Origin of the sequence: Mesorhizobium captivum, assembly GCF_033977165.1 — a bacterium.
GTDB classification, from domain to species: domain Bacteria; phylum Pseudomonadota; class Alphaproteobacteria; order Rhizobiales; family Rhizobiaceae; genus Mesorhizobium; species Mesorhizobium captivum.
In genome coordinates this window covers 1-26852 of sequence record NZ_JAVIJB010000047.1, presented here as the reverse complement: position 1 = coordinate 26852, position 26852 = coordinate 1, and the positions used below count along the sequence as shown (strand labels likewise).

Here is a 26852-nt window from a genome sequence, read left to right as displayed (position 1 = left end):
CAACGGCGGCTGGGGGGCGAAATCTGCGGACGTTATGCCCTCGTCGTGAGCCTGACCCTCGCCGGCTTAAATCCCTTCACTTCCGGCAGCCTCGGCGCGCGCGGGCCGTCGATGTGTTCTGCAGTTGAAATGGCAAGCTTATGATCGGGTTAGAATGCGGCTGCCGTCACCTCTGATGTGGCGTCCACTGTCTCGGGGCGCTGACGGGGCGGCCTCCCGATGCAAAGTGCCTGCGCGCACGATTGGCTGTCCCCTCCCGGCTCGAAAGTCTGCACGCAATTCGCATCTATGCAGAAAATCCTCAACATCGGCGAGAAATAGGGGGAATTTCCCATGGTCTGGCGGATATGATCAATCCTGCACAGACGAAGCTAGTTCCCGGCTGCCGCCAGCCGCATTCGCGCTTGGAGTCTGTCCCCGGCGTTTGGACCAAGGTAAACCGCAATTGACCAGTTCCATGATTATGAACGGCAGTATCCTTCCATTAAACAGTATCCGGAACGACTTCCCAGCGACGCAAGACTTTATTTACATGGATGTTGCCAACCAAGGATTGATATCTCGCACTACAAGAATGTCGTTCGAGGATCATATCAATAACAGATTGCATGGGATAAACGATGAGCTTAGCCAATTAGCGGACATCGAGAAGACCCGCGCTAGATTTGCTCGATTTGTTGGTGCAGATAGCGACGAAATTGCTATCACAAAGAACGCGTCAGAAGGCATCAACATAATCGCCAACGCGATTGACTGGCGAACCGGCGACAGCGTTGTCTTATGCCCTCAACTTGAGCATGCTAACAACATCCTGCCATGGCTCCAAGTGAAAGCTCTACATAATGTTGATCTCAAATTAGTGGAGCCGGATAATGGTGCCATTCCCGTAAATGCGATTATCAATGCGCTTGATTCCAGGACACGCGTTGTGGCGCTTTCGACCGCAACAATGGTTCCTGGTTTTCGGACAGTCACGCAACCCGTCGCGGAGGCGTGCAGGCGTCATGGCGCCTTCCTTTTGGCGGACGGGACTCAGTCGGTTGGAATCCTCCATACAGATGTCAACCGATTGGGAGTAGATGGTTTGGCGGTCTCGACTGTTAAGGGATTGATGGGCCTCTACGGATCGGGGTTTCTCTACTGCCGCCGGGGGTGGGCAGATCAGCTGAAGCCAGCTTACCTCGCTCGCTTTAGCGTCGATCTCGGGAACGCACCGGAATCGGCTCCCATTCTCAACGCCGCCAAGCTGCGGGCTGGAGCGCCTCGTTTTGACATCGGGCATTACAATTTCCCAGGCATGATCGCCGCCCACGCATCCTTGGGGCAACTGCTGGAGATCGGATCAGAAGCAATCGATAAGCACGTGACATCTTTGGCAACTCGACTGGCTTCCGGGCTGCTAGAAGTCGGACTGCCTGTCTGTGGCGGGCCACCTGGCGACCACACTGGGAGTATTGTGGCAATTGGCGACATGGCTGCACTCGGCGGAACGCAAGAAGTCGCCGCCTACATACCCTCGCTGCACAGCTATCTTGCGGAAAACAAGGTCGTTGCATCAACGCGACGTGGGCTCCTTCGGTTCTCGCTTCATCTTTACAACAGCGAAGAGGAAGTCGACCAAGTTATCGATATAGTCAAGAAATGGTCGAATTAGCTGCGCCAGCTTAACTGGATAGGAGAATCTATGTCGTCGCAAAGCGCGGATAGGGTGGTGGCGCTTCTTCAAGACCTTGTCAAAATTGAAAGCGTCAACCCTTCGCTTTCACCCAGGGGCAGTGGAGAACAGCGGGTCGCCGAATATCTTGAAGGGTTTTGCCGGGACCGAAACCTGCCTTATGAACTCCAGCACGTCGTCGACGGGCGCTCGAATTTCTTGACCTGGATCTCAGGCAAAGACCCTGGTCGGCGCCTTCTTTTCGTGGCCCATATGGACACGGTGCCCACTGATAATTGGGCTTCCGATCCATTTTCTCCCGAATTGAAGGATAATCGACTCTACGGCAGGGGGAGTTGCGACACAAAAGGTTCCCTCTCTGCAATGATGATCGCCCTGAGTACCTTAGGTGACCGTCAGCCGAATGCCACAATTGTCGTTGCCGCTAGCATTGATGAAGAGTACCGCAAGATCGGCGCGCGCGCCATCGCTCTCTCCGGCAAGTCGTATGATGCCGCGGTTGTTGGCGAACCAACCGAGCTTGAGCTTGTAGTCGCCCACAAAGGCTCGGTCCGCTGGCAAATCGAGGTTCAGGGTGTCCCTGCTCACACTTCGAAGCCGCACCTCGGAGTCAATGCAATCTCAGGCATGGCAAAGGTGATATTGGCGCTCAACGAGCACGGCGAGAATCTCGCTTCGCGCACCCAACCTTTGGTCAGTCCTCCTACTTTGACGGTAAGTCTGATTGAGGGTGGCCTGGAATTGACGACGGTTCCTCCATCGTGCCGCATCTGGGTGGATCGGCGCCTCGTTCCAGGGGAGCGACCGGAGCAGGCGTTGGCAGAAGTGGAGAACATACTCCAAGGTTTGCGGGATCGCGCAGACATCAAGGTCCGATCATTACTCCCTGCGCTTGAAGATCCTGCTCCGGACAGTGCGGAGTCGAGCAAGATAGCTTCCGTGGCAGCACAGGCGTGTGCCGAAGTTGCCGGGACGGGCAAGTACATTGGAGTGCCGTACGGCACGGATGCTAGTCAGCTATCTTTGGCCGGCATTCCCTGCATTGTGCTCGGGCCAGGAAGCATTGATCGCGCTCACACGAACCGCGAGTTCATCGAATTGGATCAACTTGAACGTTCCGTTGAAATATATCGACAAATAATGCTCAGTTATTAGCTTCGCAATCGGATGTCGAAATAACACGGATGCTTGGCGGCACGTCATGGGAGAGAGCCATGGTCCGGCTCGGCCACTCTCAATCGGGAAGGGATCATCGCTATGAATGATCACGGTCGAAAAGTTCTGGTGATGGCCAGTAGCAAGGGTCTCGGCTTGGCCATCGCCAAACGATTAGCTAAAAACCATTCGGAAGTTGTTATCTGCGGCCGAAATAAGGCTACATTGGACGAAGCTCTTGGTGATCTCCATAAAATTGAGGGGTGCGCTGGTGCTCATGGTATTATTGCAGACTTAGCCCGGCGATCAGATGTCGACATGTTGTGGCAACGCACTTTGGAGCTCCTCGGGAGCATTGATTGCCTCGTCGTTAATTCTGGCCACATGCCGTACGGAACCATCGAAGACCTAAGCGACGATGATTGGGATCATTCCTACGAGACGCTTCTTATGAGTGCAGTAAGGGTGTCTCGAGCTGCAGCCGCTGCGATGAAAGCGTCCGGTCGTGGGGGTGATATCGTCTATATTACCTCGGGAGGCGTGCACGAGGTGACAGGCCACCTACTGCTGTCGAATGTCATGCGTGCCGGCATAGCGGTATTGGCTAAGCACCTGGCAGACACACTTTCGGGAAGTGGCGTTCGAGTGAACATTGTCGCGCCTGGTTATTTTGATACGGGCAGAGTTCACAAGAGAATTGAGACGTTGATGGTCGACGAAGCTCTCAATCGAGATGCCGCTATCGAACGTGTGGCCAGTACCAATCCTTTGGGGCGTATTGGAGCTGCCGACGAACTCGCGGAGCTAGTTGGATTCATCGTCGGTGACCGAGCAAGATACCTGAATGGCACGACAATAGTGATTGATGGAGGGGGCAGCCGCCTTGTGACATAGCTGCAGATGGACGTTGTGCATCTCTCGCATCCGACCTCAGCGCAGGCCTGCCGAAAGAGTGTGAATTATTTTTCTGCCCCAATGCCGCAAGCGCCGCCAATGATCTGCGCTAGGCGTGATTAACGTGAAGCAATGATTTCCCGGCGAATGCGCTTTCGGCCGAATAGACCTCTGCTGTTGATTGCGCATCAAATTGCACCGTCACGACGCCGAGCGGCGCGTCCCGGCTACCCGGCGCGAGCGAAGCAGAATGTCAGTTTACCACTGCAAACCCTCGTTCTAGGAGCACGGCTTTTCGAATCGCCGTTGCGTGAGAGCCAAGAGCCAAGCCGATCGCTCATCTTAGAAAGACGCTCAGCGGAGTTCGATGCCTACAGCGCGACGGTCATCTGGTCGCGATAGGTAGCTGCACATAGGAGGAAAACTCTGCGCAGTGATGCACGCTGTTGTGGGCGACTTCCCACTTCGTTTCGCCCCAATTGTTGCCGCCCGTGTTCAGATTTCGATCGAAGCGAGGAAATGAGGAGCTGGATATCTCGAGTCGAATTCGATGGCCGGGCGGGAACCAGTTGCTCGTGGCATCCAGATCAACCTCAATTTGGTAGACGTTGCCCGGCTCCATCAGAACTGGCCGGTCGAAGCCTGCGCGATACCGAACGCGCAGTATCCCGTCGACGACGTCAATGGCACGCCCGTCCGGATGCACGTCAAGTAGTCTGGCCACAAAGTCGGTGTCTGGGGCGGAAGATGAGACGAAAAGGACGGCTTTGACGAAACCACTGACTTCAACCCCCTCTTCAAGGAGGTCAGATGTAAAACACAGAACGTCCTGCCGGAGTTCTACTTCCTGATAGTCACGAGGGCCTATCGTGGTCCCCCTTGAGTTTCCGCCATGGACCCCCAAAAACGGCACCGGATTGCCAGGGTCAAACAAAAAACTATCGGCTGGCTCGTCCTCCGCAGGTGGGTTGAGTCCAAGTGCGCCATCGCCGAGGCGAGTGTTGGCATTTCCACCGCTTCGCAGGAACCAACGCTGTAGTTCCACACCGGCAGGCGGCCATTCTGAAGCCGCACGCCACTCGTTGCGACCCATGACGTAGTATCGGACGCGGGGCATCGCCTCGATGCGGTCGGGCATTTCCTTCAACCAACCATCGAACCAGTCCAGATAAATTTGCCAGCAATCCAGACGGGCATCGCCCAACTCGCGCTCACCGATGACCGTCGGGGCCTCGAGTGTCGCGGTCTTGCAGTGGGTGGCTGGCGAGAGAATGATGTGCTGGTGATCACGAGCCGCAGCGCTCGTCCCCCGAGCGCTGAAGAGGCGCCACGTATGGAGTGCGTCGGCGGCACCGACATCATACCACGAGTTCACGAATAGGGCTGGGAGGTCAATTGCCGAGTCCTCGCGAAGGAAACCAAACCTGTCGAACCAGGGATCCCCAGGGTCCCGTGAAACCCAGTCCTCCCAATCCGTGGGCGGTGACCCGATGGTCTTGAGGATGTCGATGATCGGCAGCGTTGCGAACGCGCGCTGGTACTCATCGTCGGCCTTCGCTTGCGGCCGGGATCGGTCCTTGCCATGGCTCTGATGGAAGTGGGGTACCCACATGCTCAACTCTAGCGCGCCGCCAAGGCGCGACCCGCAAAGGCGCAAGTCCCCCAGGCGCTGTCGATCGCCAGATAGCGTGCCGCCCGCCCCCTCTATGATCGCACAGCGATGAGCCGGATGGCATAGCTGAGCGGTAAGCACTTGGGTGATTCCGAGCGCGGAGCATCCGTACGTGCCGACCCGCCCCATCGACCATGGCTGGGAGGCGATCCAGGAGAGAGTATCGTAGCCGTCCTTCGCGTCGTGCTCGAGGAGGGCGAAATGACCGCCAGAATCAAAGAGCCCACGCAGTTCCTGCACAACCACGGCGTAACCCTGAGCCGCGAACATCATGGCTACAGGGCGTGTGGGTTCGGGCAGACGATATGCGGCCTTGCCGTATTTCGTTCGGATCAAAATCGAAGCGAGTTTGCCCGTGTATCCGAGAGGGCGGTAGACATCCGTGGCAAGTTCCACGCCGTCGCGCATAGGAACTCGCAACCCAGTTTGTAGAACCACTTCATAACGGGGTTCTAAAGGTTTCGACATATGGTGCTCGCAACAACTCATTATTTGGCCCTGCACAAGAAGCTGCTCGCGCCAGCTCGCATCTATGCAGCGCAGTGGCCGCCTCGACTGCTGCTACTATAATTGTGGATAGATGCGTGAGTACTTCGACGATACGTTGTTGATGCAGTAAACCGGCGTTTCCCTACGGCAGGACGCGTCACCACGACGGACACACGGAACGACGTTCTCGCATTCGGGCGTCACCATTGTTGGGAAGTTAAATCATCCATCTCAGTGGGCCACATTTGGGAAGAGAAAAAAGCGTCGCGTTTCGTCTTGGGTCGATTTAGGAGCTTGGTAGCGAGCTGGGATTCAACCCGATCAGTTGGATCCGGTTTAAGCAATTTCCGCTCTATTTCAGCTGCCCTCCCCGCTCGTCATTGGGCGTGCGCCGGCAGGCGCTCTTGCCTGCCCCCAGTCGGGTGAACTGCCTGTACTTCGCTGCCAAGTGCAGAATTCCCGCCGCCTACCTGACCTCTCCTCAACGCGCCGGAGTGCGTAGTTCAGTTCCCCCCGCTTGCCATGCGGCGTCCCTTTATAGCGTTTTCCAGCCAGCCAAGCTCCATCTCGGGAACTGAGGAGAGCAGAAGGTCAGTATAGGCGTCGAAGGGCGGGGTGAGCACTTCAATCTTGGAGCCACAGCGCACAACCTTTCCTTGGTACATCACTGCGATGGAATCGGCGATCGCCTTTACCGTCGCGAGATCGTGGGTGATGAACAGATACGCCACGTCCTCGATCTTCTGCAGACGCAGCAGCAGGTTGAGGATGCCATCAGCCACGAGGGGGTCGAGAGCGCTGGTCACCTCGTCGCAGATGATAAGTTTCGGCCTGGCGGCGAGTGCGCGAGCGATACAGACGCGCTGTTTCTGGCCGCCCGAGAGTTCGGCAGGATAGCGATCGACGAAACCCTTGCCCATCTCGATCTCGTCGAGCAGTTCCGCCACGCGATCATCGCGCTCACGACCCCGCATCCCGAAATAGAATTCGAGCGGACGGCCGATGATGGTGCCAACTGTCTGGCGCGGATTCATCGCCACGTCAGCCATTTGGTAAATCATTTGCAATTCGCGCAGATCGTCCGTCGAGCGCTCCGCAAGTCTCGGCGTGAGCGTGCGGCCGGCAAAGGAGATCATGCCGGATCTGGGCGGCAGCAGACCGGTGATAGCGCGTGCGAGCGTGGACTTACCCGAGCCGGACTCGCCCACCACAGCCAGCGTCTGACCGGGATGGACCTCGATTGAAACGTCCTGCAGCACCTTTACATGACCGCCGTAAGCCGCGGTGATATTCCTCACCTCGAGCACCGGACAGGCTGCCGGCCTTTTTTCCTGATGCTCGATCGAACGTACCGACACCAGCGCCTTGGCGTACTCCGTCCGCGGTGCCTCGATGATTTGCCGCGTGTCGCCATGCTCGACCATTTTGCCGTGGCGAAGCACCATGATCTCGTCCGAGACTTGGGCAACGACCGAAAGGTCATGCGTAATATAAAGGGCGGCGACGCCAGTATCGCGGATCGCATCCTTTATTGCAGCGAGCACATCGATCTGTGTCGTGACGTCGAGTGCCGTGGTGGGCTCGTCAAAGACGATAAGGTCAGGCTCGGAGCATAGCGCCATGGCTGTCATGACGCGCTGCAATTGCCCGCCAGAAACCTGGTGCGGGTAACGACGGCCGATGGTTTCCGGGTTGGGTAGGCCGAGCTTTTTGAACAGTGCTATGGCGCGTCTCTCCGCCTCGGCTCGGGTCGCGATACGGTGCAGCAACGCGGACTCTATGACTTGCTCCATCAGACGAAGCGCCGGGTTGAACGCTGCGGCTGCCGACTGCGCGACATAACATACCTTGTTGCCGCGCACTTTGCGCAATCCCTGGGCGCCGCCTGCTAGAATGTTGTGCCCGTTGAGGAGGATTTCGCCCCCGGTGATGCGCACGCCGCCTCGCCCATATCCCATCGAGGCGAGACCGATCGTCGATTTGCCGGCGCCGGACTCGCCGATCAGGCCCAAGACACGGCCTTTCTCCAGCTTTAGGGAAACATCGTCGACGATTACGGTATTCTGCGGATCGCCCCCCGGGGAATAGGAGGTTGCTTCGATCCGCAGCCTCCTGATTTCGAGCAACGGACCGCTTTCGTCAGGTCGTTTTATTACCGACTTAGGCATTGCCGCGCCCTCCTCTGAGTGAGGTTGTGCGATTAAGGATCCAATCCGCGACCAGATTGACTGAGATGGCGAGCGCTGCGATTGCTCCGGCTGGGATAAGGGCAGCGGAAATACCGAAAACAATGCCATCTTTGTTCTCTTTCACCATTCCGCCCCAGTCGGCTTGTGGCGGCTGGACACCGAGGCCAAGGAAGGACAAGGCAGACAGGAAGAGCACGGCGAAGATGAAGCGCAGGCCGAGTTCGGAGACTAGCGGCGACAGCGCATTGGGAAGAATCTCACGGAAGATGATCCAGGCGCGGCCTTCGCCCCGCAATTTGGCCGCCTCGACGAAGTCCATCGCATTGATGTCGGCGGCCACGGCGCGTGACAGCCGGTAAACGCGGGTAGAGTCCAATGTACCCATGACTAATATCAGCGTCACCACGTTGGATGGGAGCACCGACAGCACGACAAGACCGAAGATCAACGTCGGGATCGACATCAATAGATCCACGAACCGCGACATTGTCATGTCGAACCACCCCCCGACGACGGCTGCGGTGAAGCCGAGTATCGACCCCAGCGTAAAGGAAAGCGCGGTAGCGGCGGCAGCTATCAAGATGGTAGTGCGGGCGCCATAAATCATACGCGAGAGCAGATCCCGCCCGAGATTGTCGGTGCCGAACCAGTGCTCGCCCGACATGGGCATCCAAACGTCGCCGACGATCTCGCCCAGCGAATGCGGTGCGATCAGGGGCGCGAAAATCGCTCCAAAGAGGAACAATCCAGTGAAGAACAGGCCGATCCCGGCACCGATCGGTATGCGACGCCGGGTCTTGGCGAGTGGAGCTGGCGAAACGCTCATTTGGGATGCCTGAGCCGCGGATTGGCGATGACTGCGGCGACGTCAGCGATGATGTTCAGCCCGATATAAACGGCCGCGAAGATCAGGCCGACGGCCTGCACGACCGGCACGTCGCGCTTTGAGACATGGTCGACAAGATACTGCCCCATGCCGGGGTAAACGAAGATCACCTCGACGACGACAACGCCCACGATCAGGAAGGCTAGGTTGAGCATCACCACATTGATTACCGGCGCGATGGCGTTCGGGAATGCATGGCGGCGAATAATCTCGATCTGCCGCAGCCCCTTGAGCTCGGCCGTCTCTATATAGGCCGACTGCATCACGTTCAGGATCGCAGCGCGCGTCATACGCATCATATGGGCGAGCACGACGAGCGTTAGTACCGTCGCCGGGAGGGTGATGGCCTTCATGCGCGCCATAAACGGCATGCCAACGTAGACAGTGGAGATACCTGGAAGCCACTGCAGCTTCACGGCAAAGAAGTAGACCAGAAGGTAACCGATGAAGAATTCGGGAAGCGAGGTCGAGGTAAGCGCCAATCCAGAAATCAGTTTGTCGATTGCGCCGTTGCGATATCGCACCGCCAGCAGCCCGAGGATTATGGCGAGCGGGACAGCCACAGTCGCCGCGCAGAAGGCCAGGAAAAGTGTATTCCACAGCCGGGGCAGCAACGTCGCGGTAATCTCTTGTCCCGAAGTGAGCGCGGTGCCGAGATCGCCAGTCAGCACACCGCCCAACCAGCGAAAATAGCGGATATACGCCGGGTCGTTAAGGCCAAGCTCGGCGCGCAGATTGGCGAGTGCTTCCGGGGTCGCAGACTGTCCGAGAATGGCTTGCGAGACGTCGCCTGGCAGGATTTGCGTGCCGGCAAAGATTAGGATCGAGACAAGGAAAAGGAGCAGGATTCCAAGCGCGATGCGCTGGGTGACTAGTCTTACAATAGGGGACATCGCCGAAAACCGCATTACGCCGCCAGCCAGCAATTGGCCAGCGCGCTGTCATTCATCGGATTGGTGTACTCGCCGCCAAAGTTGCGGCGGTTGAGATAGTCGAGTTTGAGTGACATGAGACGCTCCCACTACTGTTCACTGAGGCCGACAAGGCGGCCGACCAAATAAGAACCCAGGCCAGGCCAGGCTGGTAGGCGCCCGTCACGCTGCATTCGAACCCAGGACGCGGAGGCCAGCGGCCCTCGAGCGTGAGGTAATGGCGCGCTTATCTCGGACGCAACAACGGGTCACCTACATCGCGCCGCTACAGATCTGATGAGCTGTCCCTGTCGGCTCATGCGAACTTTGCATAACAACCAAAGAGTGGCCGGGTAGTTCGAGCTGAAGGTTAACGGCGCCGACGAACTAGGCCTTTAGCCAGCATTTGGCAAAAGCCAAGCTGTTCATCAGAGCGTCGTGCCAAGCGACATAGCCGCCAACCTTGTCGGAAATAGCATCGACTGCCTGGTTGAACATTGGCACGATCACGCCTCCCTCATCGCGAACAATGATGGCCATCTCGCGATAGAGATTTTTCCGCTTGTCCTGATCGAGTTCAGCGCGCGCCTCTATGAGAAGTTTATCGAACTTCTCGTTAGAGAAATGGGTGTCGTTCCATACCGCCGTTGAGAGATACGTGGTCGAGTACATCTGGTCCTGTGTCGCTCGGCCTGACCAGTAAGTATTGCAGAAGGGTTGCTTGTTCCAGACCTCCGACCAGAAGCCGTCGTCTGGCACGCGCTGGATCTCAAGGGCAATGCCGACCTTGGCACAGCTCTGCTGGTAGAGCTGCGCAGCGTCAACCGCTCCAGGGAAGCCGGCGTTTGCGATCCGAAGGAGGATCGGGCCGCTGTGACTGGATTTTCTGTAATAATGTTTGGCTTGGTCGGCATCGAACTCGCGCTGGGGAATGTCTTCGGGAAACAGGCGATATGCGTTGTTGATCGGGAAGTCATTGCCGAGCGTGCCGTAGCCGCGTAGGATCTTATCGAGCATCTCCTGTCGGTCGATGGCAAGCTTGAGTGCCATCCTGAGATCGTTGTTGTCGAAGGGCGGGGTGTCACAAAACATGTTGAAGCAATAGTAGCCAGGACCCGAGACGGCCTTCACCTTCAAGTTGGGCGCCCGCTTGATTAGATCGACGACCTTGGGCTCGACCTTGTCGATTATATGCACCTGGCCGGCCTGCAGCGCGGAGATACGTGCCGTCGCGTCATTGATAGCGAGGAGCTCAATCTGGTCGGCAAAACCCATTTTATCTGGCTGCCAGAAATTGGCGAAACGCTCGCCTCCATACCGAACGCCGGGCTCGTTGACGCTGGCCTTGTACGGCCCAGCGCTGATGCCTTCGGCTGGATTGTCCCCCCCCCCATTCGGCTGAATGATGAGGTGATAGTCTGTCATAAGGTAAGGGAAATCAGCATTTGCCTCCTTCAAGGTTACGACCACTTCGTCACCATTCGCTTTTATGGTGTCGATGCTCTTCAGCACACCTAGCGCGCCGGACTTCGATTTCGGATCAGAGTGACGCTCGAGAGTCGCCGCCACATCTTTTGCCGTCACCGCCTTGCCGTTGTGGAACTCGAGCCCCTTGCGAATCTTCATCGTCCAGGTTTTTGCGTCCTTGCTGGCCTCAATGCGCTCAGCGATGCGGTTTTCCAGTCCGCCGTCTTGCACCATCGCTACCAGATACTCGCCCCAGCAGGCGCCGAAAATTGACGACAAAGTAGAGAACGTCGCCGGATCAAGACTATCGGTTGCGCTACCTCCAGAAAGGCCGCCCTTAAGGATACCGCCGCGTACTGGCTCCTCCGCTCGCGCAACGCTAGCAAGGACCGAATTCGCAAACGTCGCCGAGACGCCGAGCGCCGCTGCGCGGCCAAGAAATTCACGCCGGCTCAGCCGGCCCGCAGCGAAGCGAAGGCTGAGATATTCGAGTTCCTGCGACACTTGGATGCTCCTCTGTTAAGATGCGTTCCCTGGGCCCGATGATGAGGCCTCTATTTTGAGCACCATTGGTACCAGCACCAATGGGACGCTTTGCATGTATCGCCCGTACAGCCGAGCACGAAATCGGCGTTTTGGCCCCCATTCGCGCAGGATCCCTCCGGTGGCCTTGCCGCTCAGAACAGGGGGTGTTCAGCTGGGCACCAGGTGATCACGATCAAACTAGATGGCGGTCTCGGTTGCAATCAAACACCCCATCCAGTTAAGTCCATCGTCATGTGTATGCAGCTGTTTTTCTCTGCTCTCCTGCCAGCCAGTGGGACCAGGAGGGCGGTGGTTGTTGCCGGCGGAGGCAGTCACTAGTCACGTGCCTTCCCTTTGCTATGAATGAGAGCCAAACCCGGTAGGCTCGCAGGGAACGCATCTTCGCGCGTCGTGGTACCGGCCACATGAGCCGCGCCACTGCGTGGCGGAGCGGCTGGTCGGGTAAAGCACGGACTGCTGAGCTCATGCGGACTCGAAGCCGTCCGCAGCCAATGGTTGAGGCCTACGTCCTCAATCGCGCGTCCCACGAAGCCGACGTGGCCAATGACGACGAGAGCGTCCACACGTTTTATGCGCTCGTGATGTCGAACATCCTGATACCGGTTGCCCATCGCGTAACGTTAGGCAACCAGGATCGAGCCGTAAGTCTCGCCGTCAGGATTCGAGCCAGCATACAGTTAAGGCGGAGGCGTTGCTCATATCCCGCGCTGGATGCTTCACGAACCCTTTCACGCCCGGCCCCGTCGCATCGATGAACTGGTTAAAGAACGGCGCGATTAAACCGCCCTCGTCGCGAACGATGATTGCCATCTCGCGATAAAGGTTTTTGCGCTTGCCCTGATCGAGTTCGGCCCTCGCCTCAACGAGAAGCTTGTCGAACTTCTCGTTGATGAAGCGCGTGTCATTCCATGCGGCCGTCGACAAATACGCGACGGAGTACGCCTGGTCCTGCGTCGCGCGACCAGTCCAGAAAGTGGCGGCGAATGGCTGCTTTAACCAGACTTCCGACCAATAGCCGTCGCTCGGCTCGCGCTTGACCTCGATGGCAATTCCGGCCTTGGCGCAACTCTGCTGATAGAGTTGGGCGGCATCGACGGCACCGGGGAAGGCGACGTCCGAGGTGCGCAGCAGGAGCGCTCCGCTATGGCCTGACTTCCGATAGTGAAACTTGGCTTTGTCCGGATCAAAGGTGCGCTGCTCGATGTCGTCAGAAAACAGCGGGTACGAAGCGTTGATTGGGAAATCGTTGGCCACCGAGCCATAGCCGCGCAGGATGTGGGTAAGCATCTGCTCGCGGTCGATGGCGAGCTTGAGCGCCATCCGTAGATCGTTGTTGTCGAAGGGAGGCGTGTCACAGAACATGTTGAAGCAATAATAGCCGCGCCCCGAAACGTTCTGGACAGTCACGCCGGGGATATGCTTGACCAGGTCAACGACCTTCGGCTCTACGCGGTCGATCATGTGGACCTGGTTGCTTCGCAGAGCCGAAATACGCGCCGTGGCGTCGTTGATGACGATAATCTCAATCTGATCGGCATGGCCCCGCTTTTCGCCCTGCCAGAAATTCTCGAATCGTTCGCCCCCGTGCCGTACACCCGGCTCGTTAACCGTAATCTTGTAGGGTCCAGCGCCGATGCCGGCAGCCGGATTGTCCTTGCCCCCGTTCGGCTGGATGACAAGATGATAATCGGTCATCAGATAAGGGAAGTCAGCATTGCCGCCCTTCAGGGTGACGACGACCTCGTCGCCATTTGCTTTGAGCGTGTCAATGCTGCCCAGCACTCCCAGAGCGCCCGATTTTGACTTGGAATCCGAGTGCCGCTCGAGTGTCGCCACCACATCGTCCGCGGTCACGGTCTTGCCGTTGTGGAACTCGACCCCCTTGCGGATCTTCATCGTCCAAGTCTTGGCGTCCTTGGACGAGCCGATTTCCTCGGCGAGGCGGTTTTCAACCCCGCCGTCCGGGGTCAGTTCCATCAGCAGCTCGCCCCAGCATTTGCTGAAGGCGATCGGGACCGCGCCGGGGAAGAACGCCGGATCGAGAGTGTCAGTCGCCTGACCGCCCTGAAGGCCGGCCTTCAGAATGCCGCCCTTTTGCGGGACCTGCGCCTTCACAGCGCCGGCAAGAAGTGAGTTGGCGAAGGTGGCGCTCACGCCGAGTGCCGTCGCACGACCGAGAAATTCACGCCGGCTCAGTCGGCCGGCAGCGACGCGGCGGCTGATATAGGCAAGCTCCTGCGACATTGGATGCTCCTCGTTCAGAATGTTCCCATGGGGCCAGACAATCGGCCTCGATTTTGAGTATCAGTACCAGCACCAATGTGCCGCGTTGAACGAATTGTCCTTCTGACGGCGCAGGAAATCGGCGTTTTAGCCGTCATACGCGCAGGATCGCCAAGATGACCGTTTTGAGGTCTGGAACACCCGGGCATTGCAGCGGAATTATCTTGAACGTAAGCGCCTGTCCACATGAGCCTACGTGATCGGGCAGCAGGAAGGCGTCAACCAACTTTGCAGGCCGACCGGCGGCATGCTCCCCGAGCCGTCGCTTTGGACACGCGAATTCTTGGTGGCACCTCGAGGAGCAGGCTACTGTGGGGCCAGACTTCAACACGCGACTCTCGCTCCATATACGTCGATTTGAATCTCTTTCAGCCCCTTACAATTCCGTCCGATCAACCTTCGGTAAGCGGCTTCTGGATGCGAGACGCTTTTCTAGTGAGACCACGCCGTGCTGTAGCTGCCAGCGGTTGCGGCTGGCTTCGTCGGCGAGCAACTCGATTATCGGAAGCGCGCTGCTGCCGCGGTCGAGACCCTGCGTTGTTTTCGCTACTTCCCGCCAACAAGCAGCTCGAATAGCGGTGCCAACGTGGGCCGCTTGTCAAGGTCCTTGACGAATTCCCCAATCGACTCGAGCTGTGTATGGGAGAACGACAGCATGGACGTTTCGGCGCAAGCTTTGAGTTTACGCATGCCATCGGCGAGCGAAGCCGGATTGTCCGGATGGCCGAATGGTTTGTCAATCCGAATGGAATGTTCTGCGCCGCCCCTCAGCTTCACGGTAACTGCTGTCGGCGAATTTTGATGCAGACCGTGAGTACGATCGATCTCTGGATCAACTTCAATCTTCGTTACAGCCATGATCCGGCGCACAGCCTCATCCTCAAATGCTTCCGGACGGAAATCGCTAATTCCTACTCTGCCGTGCTGCGCCGCGACAGAGATAACGTAGGGCAGGCTAAAGCGCGCGACGACCGGGTCCTTTGGGTGCCACTTTTGGTCGCGCGGCTGTACGACATAACTTTCAGCGACGAGACGGTTCACCCCGAGCTCAAGTGAGATAATATCCTCTCCCTTGAAGCCGTACTTATCGCGCAATTGCTTCAGGCCATCAATGCCCGGATGCATAGCCCTGCAAGCCGGCCAAGCTTTGAAGCTGATCTCAGTGTTCACATAGTCCTGACCAAGTTTCTCCATAAGCAAGTCAACGTCGTAGCTAGGTTCGAAGGCTCTGTAGAAGCCATACTTGCCAAAGAACGGCTCCCGAGGACCGTTGAAACCCACCATAGCTGACAGGGCCGATTCCACCCCCGAACGCGCCCGCAATCCTTGTTGCAGCGACACAGTGTGTGAGCCTTCCTCATACATCTGTACTTCCCCGGCGGCGTGGGCGTAAGCAATGCCGAATGCATTTCGGGTTTTCTCTTCATCGAGCCGCAGCAATTTTGCACTAACCGCAGTGGTGCCCCACACCGCAACAATATTGTCGCGGCCGGTTTTCAATGAGTGGGTCGTCACGCTCCGCGCAAGACGCATGTGCAAATCCATAGCCGTAGCTAATGCGACCAGCAATTCGCTTCCGGTAATAGTAGGATCGCGTTCCGCGAGTGCCAGCGCCGGCGGCACATCGTAAGCGCTGGCGTGGCAGCCGTTGATACAAAGCTCGTAGGTGTCATCAAAGTCGATGGCTCTAGCCGTGCTGGCGTTGACAAGAGCTGCCAAGCAGGCCGGAAGCTTTTCTCCAGAAACCCAGACGGTGCATTCTGCCTTGCCACCGGACAAGCTGCCCAGCTTACGAGCGAAGTGCGCGATCGGGTCATCCGATCCCCCGATCGCGCTGGCAAGCGTGTCGAGAATGGAGAGTTTCGCGCGTTCAATCGACTCCTTAGGTATTGTCTCTGCGCGCGAATCAACAATGTGCCTAATGAGTTGCGCCGTCAAATCCATCGCCAAATCTCGCGCCTCAATTAATAAGCTTCTGGCAAAATATGAGGACAGCCTCGCCCCTCCGCCTGCTAAATTGCCATGGCATGCCTTGCCCAATCAGCTTTGATTGATTGCAGGAGTTGTTCTGCATGTCTCTTCCTCAGAAAAAAGTTGGGGCTGCGTTGCAGTATTTGCGTCGTAGCCACCTGGAGATCGAACGGTTGCTATTTTTCGCTGGTTGGTGATCTACCAGTCCAGTATCGGATGAGTCTGTTCACAGCTTCGCTCTGGTCGACCTGGACGTCATGTCCCGCATTGTTCAGCAGGTGGAAATCCGAATTCTTGATCAGCTTTGCCAACTTTACACCGCGGTCAGGCGGCACTGTGGGGTCGTTCTTGGACCAGATGATCAATGTCTCGGCCCGAAGCCGATCAAGGTACGGGAACACATAGGTTTGCTGCAGCACAACGTACAGACGGAGATTGTTCTCTTCTTCGGGCAGGTTTTGGAGAATCTCGTATTGCCCGCGCGCCGCGGCCCGCCGATAGGCCTCTCTTTTAGCTTCTTCCACATCCTGCCCATAGGCGCGCGTGCTCTTTCGCCAGGCGGCGACGTATTCCTCTTCGCTCGGCATCGGGCTGGAATTGTCGTAAGCTTCCGTATATGCCTGCCACCAAATTTCGTCGCGGTCGTCCTCATAAGCAGGAGAAACGGAACTGGCTGTCAGCAACACAAGCCTCGAGACAAGATCGGGACGCAGGATCGCGACCCGCGCGGCGACGAATGACCCTTCTGAATGACCGACGAGGGTGATCTGCTTCAACCCCAGCGCTTCGATGAAGCCAATCACGTGGTCTACACGACCAAGGCGGTTTACGAATTTTTGATCGGCGGGATAATCGGTCCCGCCGTACTGCAGTTGATCTACCGCGATAACCCTGAACTGATCAGATAGCTCATCGAGCTGCCGCACAAAGGAACTCTTTCCGTCTGCACCGAAGCCGGCACCGTGCAGGAATACGATAGGCTTGCCTGTTCCGCTCTCGTAGTATGAAGTCCCGATACCACTCACTGAAATGCTGCGTTCAGAGATCATCTTTTTCCTTGGGGTGAGACCAGTCGCAAGCCCCTGCAGTGCTGTGGGGAGACTACCCCGTGGCAGCGAGCACCGAACTCTAGCAAGCCCCATCTCACCGTGCTGCGCAAAGTTTTCCTTTATCGCGCTGGAAACCGGCGTTTTTGGCGCCTTGCGTGCACAGCCCGATCATGTCTCGGGAAGTGATGTGGCTGACGGCGTTGGTCGCCGCGCTCTCCGGCAGGAAGCCGGGCTGATCAGCGCGCCACGGCTGGCAGGCTGATGAGCGGATCATCGCTCATCTGGCTGATGGCTTCCAGTGTCATGTAGCGGGCCCGCTGCACGGCGCATTTGATGGGATGGACCGCCCCTCCGATCTGCGGAAAATGGAGGGGCAGTCTACCATGCAACAGAGGAGCCCGTGATGTCTGTCGTCAGCGTCGGTATCGATCTCGCCAAGTCCGTCTTTCAAGTCCACGGGGTGGATGCTTCTGGGCACGCAGTTCTCCGACGGCGGCTTGGTCGCCGCGAGTTGCTCGTCTTCTTTGCCAGGCTTTCGCCGTGTCTAAAAGCCGGTCGCGTTTTAAAGGATTCAGGATTGATCGGGATAGGGGGACGCCTCGCGGCGCCGCCCCTCCCACACCACCGGGCATACGGGTCCGTACCACGGCGGTTCGATCGGATTAAGCTTGGGCAGTGACATGGAGTCGAGGGAGACCAAGAGACTCGAAGTAATGGTTGCGCAAGGCCTGTTGGACCGCCGGGTGTCCTGACATGCGCCAGAATCCCGTCGGCGAACCGGCGGCAGCCGCAGCACTGAACTTTGGGACGCCACGATGGCGCAGTTCCTTGAAGCGGTTGTGCCCATTCCCCCATTGCCGCCAAAGATACGAGCGTAGTCTTCGGCGGGTCCACGCTTCCAAGTTGGTAAGCACCCGTGGGGTCTGGCAGAAGCCGAAGTAGCCGCGCCATCCGATGAGGTATGGCTTCAGCTCTTTGATCAACTGCGGCAGACTGATCCCCCGTGTCCGGCGTGTCATGTCCCGGATCAACGTCTTGAATTTGTCGAGGGCTTTCGGCGCGATGCGCCGCTCGCTCCCGTCATTTGAGATGCTGAATCCAAGGAACTTCCGCTCCTCCGGCCGCGCCACAGCGCTCTTTTCCTCGTTGACCTTCAGCCGCAGCTTCTTGGTCAGGAACCGGCTGACCGAGGCCATGATCCGTTCGCCGGCGCGGCGGCTGCGAACATAGATGTTGCAGTCGTCCGCGTAGCGGCAGAAGCGGTGACCACGTCGGGCCAGTTCCTTGTCGAGGTCGTCGAGCAGGAGGTTGCTTAGGAGGGGCGAGAGCGGACCGCCTTGCGGGGTCCCTTCGTCCACCGGACGGACCAAGCCGTCCTCCATCACCCCTGCATTGAGGAATGCTCGGATGAGTTTGAGCGCACGCTTATCGGACACCCTGGCGGCGACGCGCGCCATCAGGCTATCGTGATTAACCCGATCGAAAAATCTTTCGAGGTCGAGGTCAACCACGTAGCTGTAACCCTCGGCAATGTAGCATTGCGCTTGGGCTACTGCCTGATGGGCAGAGCGTCCCGGGCGGAAGCCGTAGCTGTGCTCCGAGAATGTCGGGTCCCACTGCTCTTGGAGGACCTGCAGCAGGGCTTGCTGGATCAGTCTGTCGACGACGCAAGGTACGCCGAGTTTTCTGACCCCGCCGTCCGGCTTGGGGATTTCAACCCGCTTGACCGGCTGCGGTTGATAGGTTCCCTCAAGCAATCGAGACCGAATGCTTGGCCAGTGCTCACGCAGGTAGCCCTTGGCGTCGTCGATGGTCATCCCATCCACGCCTGGACCGCCCTTGTTGCTTCGAACGCGTTTCCACGCTGTTTCCAGATTCTCTCGGCTACATACCGTCTCCATTAGCTGTTCTGTCCAAGCCGGGTTTTCGGGTGCCGACTTCGCCACGAGTGGTTCGGCCCCTTGGTACCCGCTGACAGGGGCTTCACCCCGGTCCCTCGGTTCCAAGGCCAATGAATACTGGGTCTTCTGCCGCTTTCCACTCATGAGTTGCCAGTCCTACTTGCCATTTCCAATCGTTCGGGCCTTCGGTCATCGTTTCCGGCTCGGCCTATCCGTTTGCTCCGCCTTTCGGCCTTGGAGTGCCTCACTAGCCTTGCCGACAGCATCACCTACTACGCCCTCTGCTGACTCCTGCATCACGGTCAAGTCACCTTGCGGTTCCCTCAGTTCCGAAGTCGGAACATGACGCAGGCCTCCCCAGGTAAGTTCGATCGCCTTCCCCGCGCACCTGCCGGATCTACAGCCCTGCCCCTTGATGGATATGGACTTCGCGACACGTTGCCCGCTCGTCCGGCCAGGGATGCCTCACATCCGGTTTCTGTTCGTCAGGTCGCGGTTTTGCTCCACGCTTCCTTCAGACACCACCTCGCGGTAATGCCCTTGCGCTTTGCTAAGCCTTCACCTCCATCAGGTTGGCTAGGGGACTTTCACCCCCAAGCGGTTGAACATGCTGGGCACACAACGAAGCCGCTGACGCGGCATTTGGCGTGTCGGTTTGCGGTTGAGGCTTCTGTTTTGAAGGATTGCGGCTGTTGAAGCGCAATCTTGGAACAGGAGCACTGAGATGGCCGAGTTGAGCCCTCTTCGCCGGCGCATGATCGAAGACATGACGATCCGCAATCTGTCGCCGGCCACGCAACGATCCTACGTGCACGCGGTGGCGAAGTTTTCCCGCCATTTCGGCCGATCCCCTGACCGCCTTGGCCTTGAAGATGTCCGCGCCTTTCAGGTGCATCTGGTCTCGACCGGGATCTCGTGGCCGGCGCTGAACCAGACGGTGTGCGCGTTGCGGTTCTTCTACGGCGTGACGCTCGGCCACGCCGAGATTCCGGAACGGATCGTCTATGCCCGCTCGCCACGCACGCTGCCGGTGGTTCTCAGCGCCGACGAGGTCGTCCACTTCCTGGAGGCAGTGCCGAGCCTGAAGACGCGCACGGCGCTGACGACGGCCTACGCAGCGGGTCTTCGCGCCTCGGAGACCGTCGGGCTGAAGGTCGGCGATATCGACAGCGGCCGCGGCGTCATACTCGTTCGTCACGGCAAGGGCGGCAAGGACCGCACCGTGATGCTGTCGGCGCAGCTTCTTCGGATCCTGCGGGTCTACTGGCGACTGGCCAAGCCGCAGGGCTGGCTGTTTCCCGGCCGCGACCCCAATCGCCCCATCGACGTGCAGGTGCTGTATTCGGCCTGCCGCTCGGCGCGCGCTGCCGCCGGCATCGACAAGCGGGTGACGGTGCACACGCTGAGGCACTCCTTCGCCACGCATCTGCTCGAGAACGGCACCGATATCCGCATCATCCAGGTGCTGCTTGGCCACAACAATCTTTCCTCGACGGCACGCTACACCAAGGTCTCGAACGGCCTCATCCGGCGCACGACGAGCCCGCTCGACAGGCTGAACATTGAAGTGGTGCCGCCGGGCTGACCGGTTCCGCCCATGTCGGCGAGACTGGAGGTGGCGGATATTTTCGGCCGCCACGGCGAGGCGTATCGGCAGGTTCATGACGGCCATCTCGGACGTGTCGAGCGGCGTGTGATGAGCGCGATCGAGCTCTGCCGGACGGCCGAGCTCGGCGGCCATGTCGAGGGCTGCCGATCCTGCGGGGCGATCCGCGTGGCCTACAATTCCTGTCTTATGGGCAAAGCCGGTAATGGGGAGCTGGCAGCAATTTGATCGCGCACCTGCACCAATCACCGCCAACCCCGCTCTCCATTACGAGGTACGCCTGAGCAGCTCGATCAGCCGGTCGGTGGGCTGGAAGACGCCGCGCCGCAGGTGAGGCGGCAGGATCGCCTCCATCGCATCGAGCTTCTCGGTTGGATCGCCGCGCGTATAGACCTCGGTGGTCGTCAGCGTAGCGTGGCCCAGCCACAGCGACACCTTCCGGATGTCCCCGGTCGCTTGCAGAACGACCATCGCGCAGGTGTGCCTGAGCACGTGGGGCGAGACGCGTTTCTTGGCGAGACCGGGCTGCTTGCGAGCCGCAGTCGCGGCGTGCTGCCTGAGCAGATAGGCAAAGCCCCATCGGCTCAGCGGCTCACCACGGGTGTTGATGAAACACCTCGGGTGTCGCAACCTGCCCGCGGATGGCCAGCCAGGCACGCAGTGCAGCGGCCGCCGGCTTCCACAACGGCAGCGTCCTCTCCCGGCGTCCCTTGCCGAGCACGCGGATGCTCGTCGAAGGCAGGTCGATGTCATCGACCTTGAGGCCCGTCAGCTCGGAGACACGCAGCCCTGCGCAGACGGCCACGTGCAGCATTGCGCGATCGCGGATGCCATCGCGTGTCGCCGGATCGGGAGCGTCCAGCACGGCTTGGAGCTCTTCGCGCAGAAGGTAGGGCACCAGGCGCGTGTCAGTTTTCTTGAACGGGATCGCCAGTACACGGCGGATCTGCTCGAGCGCCGCCGGCTGCCGGTACTCGAGGAAGCGGAAGAACGACTTGATCGCCGCCAGGCGAACGTTGCGCGTCACGGCCGCGTTTTTGCGCTCATCTTCAAGATGCTCAAGGAAGGCGCTGACGAGCCCGGCATCGATCTGTTCGAGCGTCAGCGCCGAAGGTTTGACCTTGAGCCGGTCGGCGGCGAACACGAACAGCAGTTGGAAGCTCGAGGCGTAGGAATCGCTCGTGTGCCGGCTGGCGCCCCGCTGGCAAGCGAGTGTGTCGCGCAGGAACGTCTCGATGAGGGGAGCGATCGGCGTCATGCTGACCTCCCTTCGGACATGAACGCTTCGCCAGCCATGGCGACATCGCGCAATAGGTCGGGCGTGGCCTCGAGATACCAGTAGGTCGCATAGATGTTGACGTGACCCATGTAGGTCGCGAGTGCTGCCATGTGCGCTCCGCACCGGCCTCGGCCGGTAGGGCTGCCTTGCAGCGCGCGCACCGCAAACGTGTGCCGTAGATCGTGCAGGCGAGGACGGCGAGCCGACGTCGATCCGATGCCAGCCTTGTCGACCAGCCTGTCGAAGGTTTCCTTCACGGCAATGTAGCGTAGCGGCCAACCGTGCTTGTCGATGAAGACCGGATCATCGTCTGGGCCGGGCCCGCGACGTGCCAGGTATCGCTGCAGGCCGGCGACCGCCGTGTCGTGCAGCGGCACCAGTCGCGTCTTGCGGAACTTGGTCTCTCGGATCAGCAGACCGTCGCGGGTCACATCCGCGATCGTCAGCTTCAGGGCTTCGGAGATCCTAAGCCCGGTGGATGCAGCGCGATCAAGGTCGCTTGCGTGTGCGAGCGCAAGCCGTGCGTTGGCCGAAGCCGCAGCGCAGCTTCGACCAGCCGACTGATCTCGTCTGTCGTGTAGATGTGCGGCGTGCGACGCTTCTTCCGGGCGCCGAAGTGATTTGCCGGCGGCAGCTCGTGCCTGACGTCCTCCACCTGAACATGGCGTACGAAGCGACAGACGGCTCTGAGCCGTGCATCGCGTTGCGCGACGGATGAGTGCGGCCCAGTCGATCGCTGTTTTTGTCTCGACGTACGTTTGTCCGCGCTCGGCCGCGAAGGCGGCAAAGCTCTTCAGCAGGTACTCCGCGGTCGACATCGCGAAGCCCGTGGTGCGGCGGAGCGCGAGATAGGTCTCGATGGCGTCCAGCATCAGAGCGCCTCCGGCCACGGTTGAGCAACCTGCTTCAGCAGCGCGACGTCGGCCTTTGCGTAATAGGCCGTCGTGTCGATGCCGCGATGCCGAAGGACGAGGCCGATCTTGTCGAGCGGCACGTCATGGCGCAGCATCTCGGTCGCCGCGGTGTGCCGCAGAGCGTGGGCTCCTTTGATCGGTGCCACGATGTCGGCCCGCTTCATGATACGCTTGACCACCGACGAGATGCCGTCGCCTCGTCGGAATGGCCGGTACGGTGCGATCGTGCGCAGGAACAAGACATCGTTCCGGTGGGTAGACGGCCGGCATTCGAGGTAGGCGGCGATCGCATCCCCGACGTCTTGCGGTAGCGGCAGCCGGACCTCGCAGCGCGACTTGCCGCAGACCCGCAGCGATCCCGTTTGCCACTCGATATCCGCGAGACGCAGTTGCGCTACGTCACCGGCCCGCAGGCCGAGGCGCACCAACAAAAGTACGATCGCACGATCACGCCGACGTCCACCGACGTCGCCATCACAGGCAGCGATCAGCCGGTCGACCTGCTCGGTCGACAGATACCGGGGCATGTCGGCAAGCCGCCAATGAGCGTAGGCTGGAACGGTGCCGTCGAGACCTGCCTGACAACGGCCTGCGACCGCGAGGTACCGCAGGAAGGCCCGAAGGCTCGTCGTCATCTTCTCGATCGTGCCACTCCCGCTATTGCTCGCCCGTTCCAGGAAGTAACTGCGGACATCGTTCGGTCTCCAGCCGGCCGGGTCACTTCGAAGCTCCATCATTAGGGCCGCGGCGTCGCGGGCGTAGAGCCTGACGGTGCCATCGGATGCGCCGCGATGCTTGCGCAGCCACGTCTTGAAGTCGGCGACCAGCTGCGGCTCAGCGGGTGCTGCCCCCACGGCCGTGGACCGGCAAAGGCCGAGCTCGACGAGGTGCCGACGAAAGAGCCTGGCACCGTAGATGTGTGGTGGTTGCGCCGGCCGCCTTTGGCGCGTGGACACCGGCAAGTCCGCAGGTGCTCGCCGAACGCGGCGAGATCAACGTCCGTCAGGCCCGCGCCCTGCTCGGCCATAACATGGCCGATGTGAGCCGCCGCTCGTAAATAGCGTACCGCTGTCTCGGGGCCATAGCCCTGCCGCTCCAGCGCTGTTGCAAACCCGTCAAGGTAGGGCCCGCTCGGCCCACTGCGCAGATGCCCCAGTATCTTCGCTGCCGAGAAGTACGTCTCCAACATGTCCGTCTCCGTATGTGACCGGCCATCAGTGGCCAACCCAACGGGGCCGCACGGGCGACTTGTAATGGAGAGCTCGAGAGCGGCAATACACAGGAAAATATGGTGATCGCGATTGGCAGCTCCCCATTACCGGCTTTGCCCATAAGGCAAGTAATGGGTGACGCCCATTACCTGCCGCAACCGGCATTGCCCAAAATGCCAGGGACAGGCCTGCCGCGACTGGCTCGCCGCACGCGAGGCCGAACTCCTGCCGGTTCCCTACTTCCACGTCGTGTTCACGTTGCCGGCCGAGGTCGCCGCGATCGCCTTCCAGAACAAGGCGGCGGTTTACGCCATCCTGTTCAGGACTGCGGCCGAGACGCTGCGCACGATCGCCGCCGATTCCAAACATCTCGGCGCCGAGATCGGCCTCATCGCGGTGCTGCACAGCTGGGGGCAGAACCTGCACTACCATCCGCACATCCATTGCATCGTGCCGGGCGGTGGCGTCTCGCCCGACGGCTCGCGCTGGGTCTCCTGTCGGCCAGGGTTCTTCCTTCCGGTGCGCGTCCTGTCGCGCCTGTTTCGCCGCCGCTTCCTGGAGGACCTACGAGCCGCCTTCGACGCGCACAGCCTCAAGTTCTTCGGCGACATTGCCGGCCTGACCGAGCCAGCCGCCTTCACCCGCCTGTTGGCCAGGGCGCGCCGCCTCGACTGGGTAGTCTACGCCAAACCGCCGTTCGGCGGTCCAGGGCAGGTGCTGGCCTACCTCGGTCGCTACACCCATCGCGTCGCCATCGCCAATTCCCGGCTGATCAGCATGGAGAACGATCGTGTCGGATTCCGCTGGAAGGATTATCGTCATGGCGGAAGGACAAAGGTGATGACGCTCGACGCGCACGAGTTCATCCGCCGCTTCCTGCTTCATACGCTGCCGGACGGCTTCCATCGCATCCGCCACTACGGCTTCCTCGCCAACGGCCATCGCGCCGCCAGGCTCGACCAGTGCCGCAGGCTGCTGACCAAACCACAACTGGATGATCGCGAACCGGATGCCGAAAGCGCCGCTGCCGCTCCTCTTGCGGCAACGCATCGCTGCCCATGCTGTGGAGGACGGATGATCACGCTCGCCGTCTGGCGATGCGGACAGGCACCGCCCGGCCCGTTCTGGTGCGACACCTCATGATCGCGGCCGGCGCCTCCTCATCGCCATGCTCAGCATCCGTCACCATGGGCGCCGGAACGCCAACGCTTGGCCCATCGCACAAGGGCGCAAGCAGCCAGCCCGGCGATAGAAGGCACCACAGCCTGTCCAACGGCACCCGCCATCAAGATGCCGCCCCCTGTCGCAGCGTCCTTTGCCGTCATTGCATCCCGACGGCCCTTGATCATTCTGGCGAAGACTATCCCGGCCACAGCTCCGGGCTACAATCCCCATAGCGCCAGTCCTGCCCGCGGCTCCGTTCAATCCGGCTTGCATTGAGGTCCGACAGCCAACCCGGCCGCTCCGTCGTGCCCGCGGACCTCACAGAAGCCTCCAGATTCCGGTTGAATTGAGTTTGTGATTCATTGCGGTTGAAAGGAGACCGCGATGGGCAAGCCGCTACCGCTTGAGTTGCGTAGGCGTGTTGCTGCGTATGTCGATGAAGGCCATGGTCACCGCAAGGCTGCGCGCCATTTCCGCGTTTCGCCTCGCTTTGTGAACAATCTGATCAAACTGCGCCGGCAGACCGGTTCGCTTGAAGCGCGCCGGCAAGGCCATATGGGCGGCGGGAAGCTTGAGCCGCATGCCGAGTTTGTCCGCTTGCGGTTGGCGGAGACCGGCGAACTGACGCTGGATGAGCTTTGCGTCGAACTGGAGGGGCGTGGGGTGAGCGTGCACCGCTCCAATGTCGGTCGCCTGCTCAATCGCCTGGGGCTCAGTCATAAAAAAAACTCTACAGGCCAGCGAGCAGCAGCGGGCCGACGTGCGCCAGGCGCGTGAACTGTGGATGGGGCGGCGAAACCGCTTCTTCAACAAGGCCTTGGCGCGGCTGATCTTCATCGATGAAACGTCGACCAACACCAAACTGACCAAACGTACCGGCTGGGCGCCGAAGGGCGAGCGCTTCAGGACGCATGCGCCATTCGGCAAATGGCAGACGCAGACCTTCATCGCCGGGCTGCGATGCCACGGTCTTGTAGCGCCGTGGATCGTCAACGCACCGATGAATGCCGCCATCTTCGAACACTACGTCGAAACTCAGCTCGCTCCCGAACTGTCGCCCGGCGATGTCGTCATTCTCGACAATGTCGGCTTCCACAAGAGCGATCGCATCGCACAACTGGTGCGCCAAAGGGGCGCCTGGCTGCTGTTCCTGCCGCCATACTCGCCCGATCTCAACCCGATCGAGATGGCCTACTCAAAACTCAAGGCGCGGCTTCGAAAAAAGGTAGCAAGAACCTTCGACGCACTCTGCCAGGCTCTCGGTGATATCTGCCACCTGTTCGAGCCAGCCGAATGCAGAAATTTCTTCAAAGCGGCCGGATATGAGGCCAATTAATCGCGACACGCTTTTTAATCGGGATGGAGGCATGCTCGATTGCCCATCATTGGGCTCGCGAGTTGAGCTGTTTCGGCCATGACGTGCGGAGCTCAGCCGTGACGAGTGGCTCGGCCTGATGCTCCCGTGAGGTCGCCATGCGCGCCGTGTCCGGGACTTAGTGAAACGCCTGGAGTGCACCCCCAGGCTGAGACAAGGAAAATCGCGGACAGTTTCCCCGCAGGAGAGGAAACTGGGGCATGGCCGGACGGCAA

General features: G+C 59.6%; 19 protein-coding genes and 3 pseudogenes. 9 read left to right on the top strand and 13 right to left on the bottom strand.

Annotated elements, in window-relative coordinates; translation table 11 throughout:
• The first annotated feature begins 445 nt into the window (after positions 1-445).
• The 3 genes from RFM40_RS28445 to RFM40_RS28435 all read left to right on the top strand — a co-directional run bounded on the left by RFM40_RS28445 (position 446) and on the right by RFM40_RS28435 (position 3724).
• Positions 446-1654, top strand: a complete 1209-nt coding sequence (locus RFM40_RS28445; RefSeq protein WP_320278662.1) for an aminotransferase class V-fold PLP-dependent enzyme — start codon at positions 446-448, stop codon at positions 1652-1654.
• Between the two features lie 30 nt (positions 1655-1684).
• On the top strand, positions 1685-2830 hold the full coding sequence (locus RFM40_RS28440; protein WP_320278661.1) for a M20 family metallopeptidase: 1146 nt from the start codon (positions 1685-1687) through the stop codon (positions 2828-2830).
• A 102-nt stretch (positions 2831-2932) separates the two neighbouring features.
• Positions 2933-3724 (top strand): SDR family oxidoreductase, encoded by a 792-nt coding sequence (locus RFM40_RS28435; RefSeq protein WP_320278660.1) that lies wholly within the window; start codon positions 2933-2935, stop codon positions 3722-3724.
• A 385-nt stretch (positions 3725-4109) separates the two neighbouring features.
• Here the strand turns inward: RFM40_RS28435 and RFM40_RS28430 are convergent, their stop codons facing one another.
• The 8 genes from RFM40_RS28430 to RFM40_RS28395 all read right to left on the bottom strand — a co-directional run bounded on the left by RFM40_RS28430 (position 4110) and on the right by RFM40_RS28395 (position 17187).
• Complete coding sequence (locus tag RFM40_RS28430) at positions 4110-5804, bottom strand: CocE/NonD family hydrolase (RefSeq protein ID WP_320278659.1); 1695 nt, start codon at positions 5802-5804, stop codon at positions 4110-4112.
• 584 nt (positions 5805-6388) lie between these two features.
• A complete protein-coding gene (locus RFM40_RS28425; RefSeq protein WP_320278658.1) occupies positions 6389-8053 on the bottom strand; it encodes an ABC transporter ATP-binding protein in 1665 nt (554 codons plus the stop codon).
• Positions 8046-8900 (bottom strand): ABC transporter permease, encoded by an 855-nt coding sequence (locus RFM40_RS28420; RefSeq protein ID WP_320278657.1) that lies wholly within the window; start codon positions 8898-8900, stop codon positions 8046-8048. The genes RFM40_RS28425 and RFM40_RS28420 overlap by 8 nt, the downstream gene beginning before the upstream one ends.
• Complete coding sequence (locus RFM40_RS28415; protein WP_320278656.1) at positions 8897-9868, bottom strand: ABC transporter permease; 972 nt, start codon at positions 9866-9868, stop codon at positions 8897-8899. Before RFM40_RS28415 ends, RFM40_RS28420 begins: the two co-directional genes overlap by 4 nt.
• A gap of 390 nt (positions 9869-10258) precedes the next feature.
• Positions 10259-11842 (bottom strand): ABC transporter substrate-binding protein, encoded by a 1584-nt coding sequence (locus tag RFM40_RS28410; protein WP_320278655.1) that lies wholly within the window; start codon positions 11840-11842, stop codon positions 10259-10261.
• A 696-nt stretch (positions 11843-12538) separates the two neighbouring features.
• On the bottom strand, positions 12539-14128 hold the full coding sequence (locus RFM40_RS28405; protein WP_320278654.1) for an ABC transporter substrate-binding protein: 1590 nt from the start codon (positions 14126-14128) through the stop codon (positions 12539-12541).
• 585 nt (positions 14129-14713) lie between these two features.
• Positions 14714-16111 (bottom strand): MmgE/PrpD family protein, encoded by a 1398-nt coding sequence (locus RFM40_RS28400; protein ID WP_320278653.1) that lies wholly within the window; start codon positions 16109-16111, stop codon positions 14714-14716.
• Between the two features lie 203 nt (positions 16112-16314).
• Positions 16315-17187, bottom strand: coding sequence for an alpha/beta fold hydrolase (locus tag RFM40_RS28395; protein ID WP_320278652.1), 873 nt, complete (start codon positions 17185-17187; stop codon positions 16315-16317).
• A 403-nt stretch (positions 17188-17590) separates the two neighbouring features.
• On the opposite strand from RFM40_RS28395, the pseudogene RFM40_RS28390 reads away from it, so the two are divergent.
• Positions 17591-17734, top strand: a pseudogene (locus tag RFM40_RS28390) (IS110 family transposase); the annotation flags it as partial.
• 115 nt (positions 17735-17849) lie between these two features.
• Here the strand turns inward: RFM40_RS28390 and ltrA are convergent.
• Positions 17850-19088, bottom strand: a complete 1239-nt coding sequence (gene ltrA, locus RFM40_RS28385) for a group II intron reverse transcriptase/maturase (RefSeq protein WP_320278673.1) — start codon at positions 19086-19088, stop codon at positions 17850-17852.
• Positions 19089-19812: 724 nt separating this feature from the next.
• Here ltrA and RFM40_RS28380 point away from each other — a divergent pair.
• Together RFM40_RS28380 and RFM40_RS28375 are read left to right on the top strand one after the other, a co-directional pair.
• A complete protein-coding gene (locus RFM40_RS28380) occupies positions 19813-20673 on the top strand; it encodes a site-specific integrase (RefSeq protein ID WP_071072560.1) in 861 nt (286 codons plus the stop codon).
• Between the two features lie 12 nt (positions 20674-20685).
• Positions 20686-20880, top strand: a pseudogene (locus RFM40_RS28375) (transposase zinc-binding domain-containing protein); the annotation flags it as partial.
• A gap of 81 nt (positions 20881-20961) precedes the next feature.
• Here the strand turns inward: RFM40_RS28375 and RFM40_RS28370 are convergent.
• From RFM40_RS28370 to RFM40_RS28355, 4 genes are read right to left on the bottom strand one after another with little or no spacing between them, the layout of a single operon-like run.
• Entirely contained in the window at positions 20962-21351 is a 390-nt protein-coding gene (locus RFM40_RS28370; RefSeq protein ID WP_320278651.1) for a tyrosine-type recombinase/integrase, read from the bottom strand.
• Entirely contained in the window at positions 21287-21952 is a 666-nt protein-coding gene (locus tag RFM40_RS28365) for a tyrosine-type recombinase/integrase (RefSeq protein WP_320278650.1), read from the bottom strand. Before RFM40_RS28365 ends, RFM40_RS28370 begins: the two co-directional genes overlap by 65 nt.
• Positions 21949-22845, bottom strand: coding sequence for a tyrosine-type recombinase/integrase (locus RFM40_RS28360; protein ID WP_320278649.1), 897 nt, complete (start codon positions 22843-22845; stop codon positions 21949-21951). Before RFM40_RS28360 ends, RFM40_RS28365 begins: the two co-directional genes overlap by 4 nt.
• Positions 22845-23843 (bottom strand): tyrosine-type recombinase/integrase, encoded by a 999-nt coding sequence (locus RFM40_RS28355; protein ID WP_320278648.1) that lies wholly within the window; start codon positions 23841-23843, stop codon positions 22845-22847. The genes RFM40_RS28360 and RFM40_RS28355 overlap by 1 nt, the downstream gene beginning before the upstream one ends.
• Before the next feature lie 402 nt (positions 23844-24245).
• On the opposite strand from RFM40_RS28355, the pseudogene RFM40_RS28350 reads away from it, so the two are divergent.
• The 3 genes and pseudogenes from RFM40_RS28350 to RFM40_RS28340 form a co-directional block, all read left to right on the top strand.
• A pseudogene (locus tag RFM40_RS28350) lies at positions 24246-25241 on the top strand (IS91 family transposase); the annotation flags it as partial.
• Between the two features lie 405 nt (positions 25242-25646).
• On the top strand, positions 25647-26039 hold the full coding sequence (locus RFM40_RS28345; RefSeq protein WP_320278647.1) for a transposase: 393 nt from the start codon (positions 25647-25649) through the stop codon (positions 26037-26039).
• Positions 25945-26598 (top strand): IS630 family transposase, encoded by a 654-nt coding sequence (locus tag RFM40_RS28340; RefSeq protein WP_320278646.1) that lies wholly within the window; start codon positions 25945-25947, stop codon positions 26596-26598. Before RFM40_RS28345 ends, RFM40_RS28340 begins: the two co-directional genes overlap by 95 nt.
• The last annotated feature ends 254 nt before the right edge of the window (positions 26599-26852 follow it).

Excerpts from the sequence above, each read along its gene's own strand:
- RFM40_RS28440 (WP_320278661.1), top strand. The coding sequence starts at position 1,685 with ATGTCGTCGCAAAGCGCGGATAGGGTGGTGGCGCTTCTTCAAGACCTT.
- RFM40_RS28435 (WP_320278660.1), top strand. The coding sequence starts at position 2,933 with ATGAATGATCACGGTCGAAAAGTTCTGGTGATGGCCAGTAGCAAGGGT.
- RFM40_RS28430 (WP_320278659.1), bottom strand. The coding sequence starts at position 5,804 with ATGCGCGACGGCGTGGAACTTGCCACGGATGTCTACCGCCCTCTCGGA.
- RFM40_RS28425 (WP_320278658.1), bottom strand. The coding sequence starts at position 8,053 with ATGCCTAAGTCGGTAATAAAACGACCTGACGAAAGCGGTCCGTTGCTC.
- RFM40_RS28420 (WP_320278657.1), bottom strand. The coding sequence starts at position 8,900 with ATGAGCGTTTCGCCAGCTCCACTCGCCAAGACCCGGCGTCGCATACCG.
- RFM40_RS28415 (WP_320278656.1), bottom strand. The coding sequence starts at position 9,868 with ATGCGGTTTTCGGCGATGTCCCCTATTGTAAGACTAGTCACCCAGCGC.
- RFM40_RS28405 (WP_320278654.1), bottom strand. The coding sequence starts at position 14,128 with ATGTCGCAGGAGCTTGCCTATATCAGCCGCCGCGTCGCTGCCGGCCGA.
- RFM40_RS28400 (WP_320278653.1), bottom strand. The coding sequence starts at position 16,111 with ATGGATTTGACGGCGCAACTCATTAGGCACATTGTTGATTCGCGCGCA.
- RFM40_RS28395 (WP_320278652.1), bottom strand. The coding sequence starts at position 17,187 with ATGATCTCTGAACGCAGCATTTCAGTGAGTGGTATCGGGACTTCATAC.
- ltrA (WP_320278673.1), bottom strand. The coding sequence starts at position 19,088 with ATGGAGACGGTATGTAGCCGAGAGAATCTGGAAACAGCGTGGAAACGC.
- RFM40_RS28380 (WP_071072560.1), top strand. The coding sequence starts at position 19,813 with ATGGCCGAGTTGAGCCCTCTTCGCCGGCGCATGATCGAAGACATGACG.
- RFM40_RS28365 (WP_320278650.1), bottom strand. The coding sequence starts at position 21,952 with ATGACGCCGATCGCTCCCCTCATCGAGACGTTCCTGCGCGACACACTC.
- RFM40_RS28360 (WP_320278649.1), bottom strand. The coding sequence starts at position 22,845 with ATGCTGGACGCCATCGAGACCTATCTCGCGCTCCGCCGCACCACGGGC.
- RFM40_RS28345 (WP_320278647.1), top strand. The coding sequence starts at position 25,647 with ATGGGCAAGCCGCTACCGCTTGAGTTGCGTAGGCGTGTTGCTGCGTAT.
- RFM40_RS28340 (WP_320278646.1), top strand. The coding sequence starts at position 25,945 with ATGTCGGTCGCCTGCTCAATCGCCTGGGGCTCAGTCATAAAAAAAACT.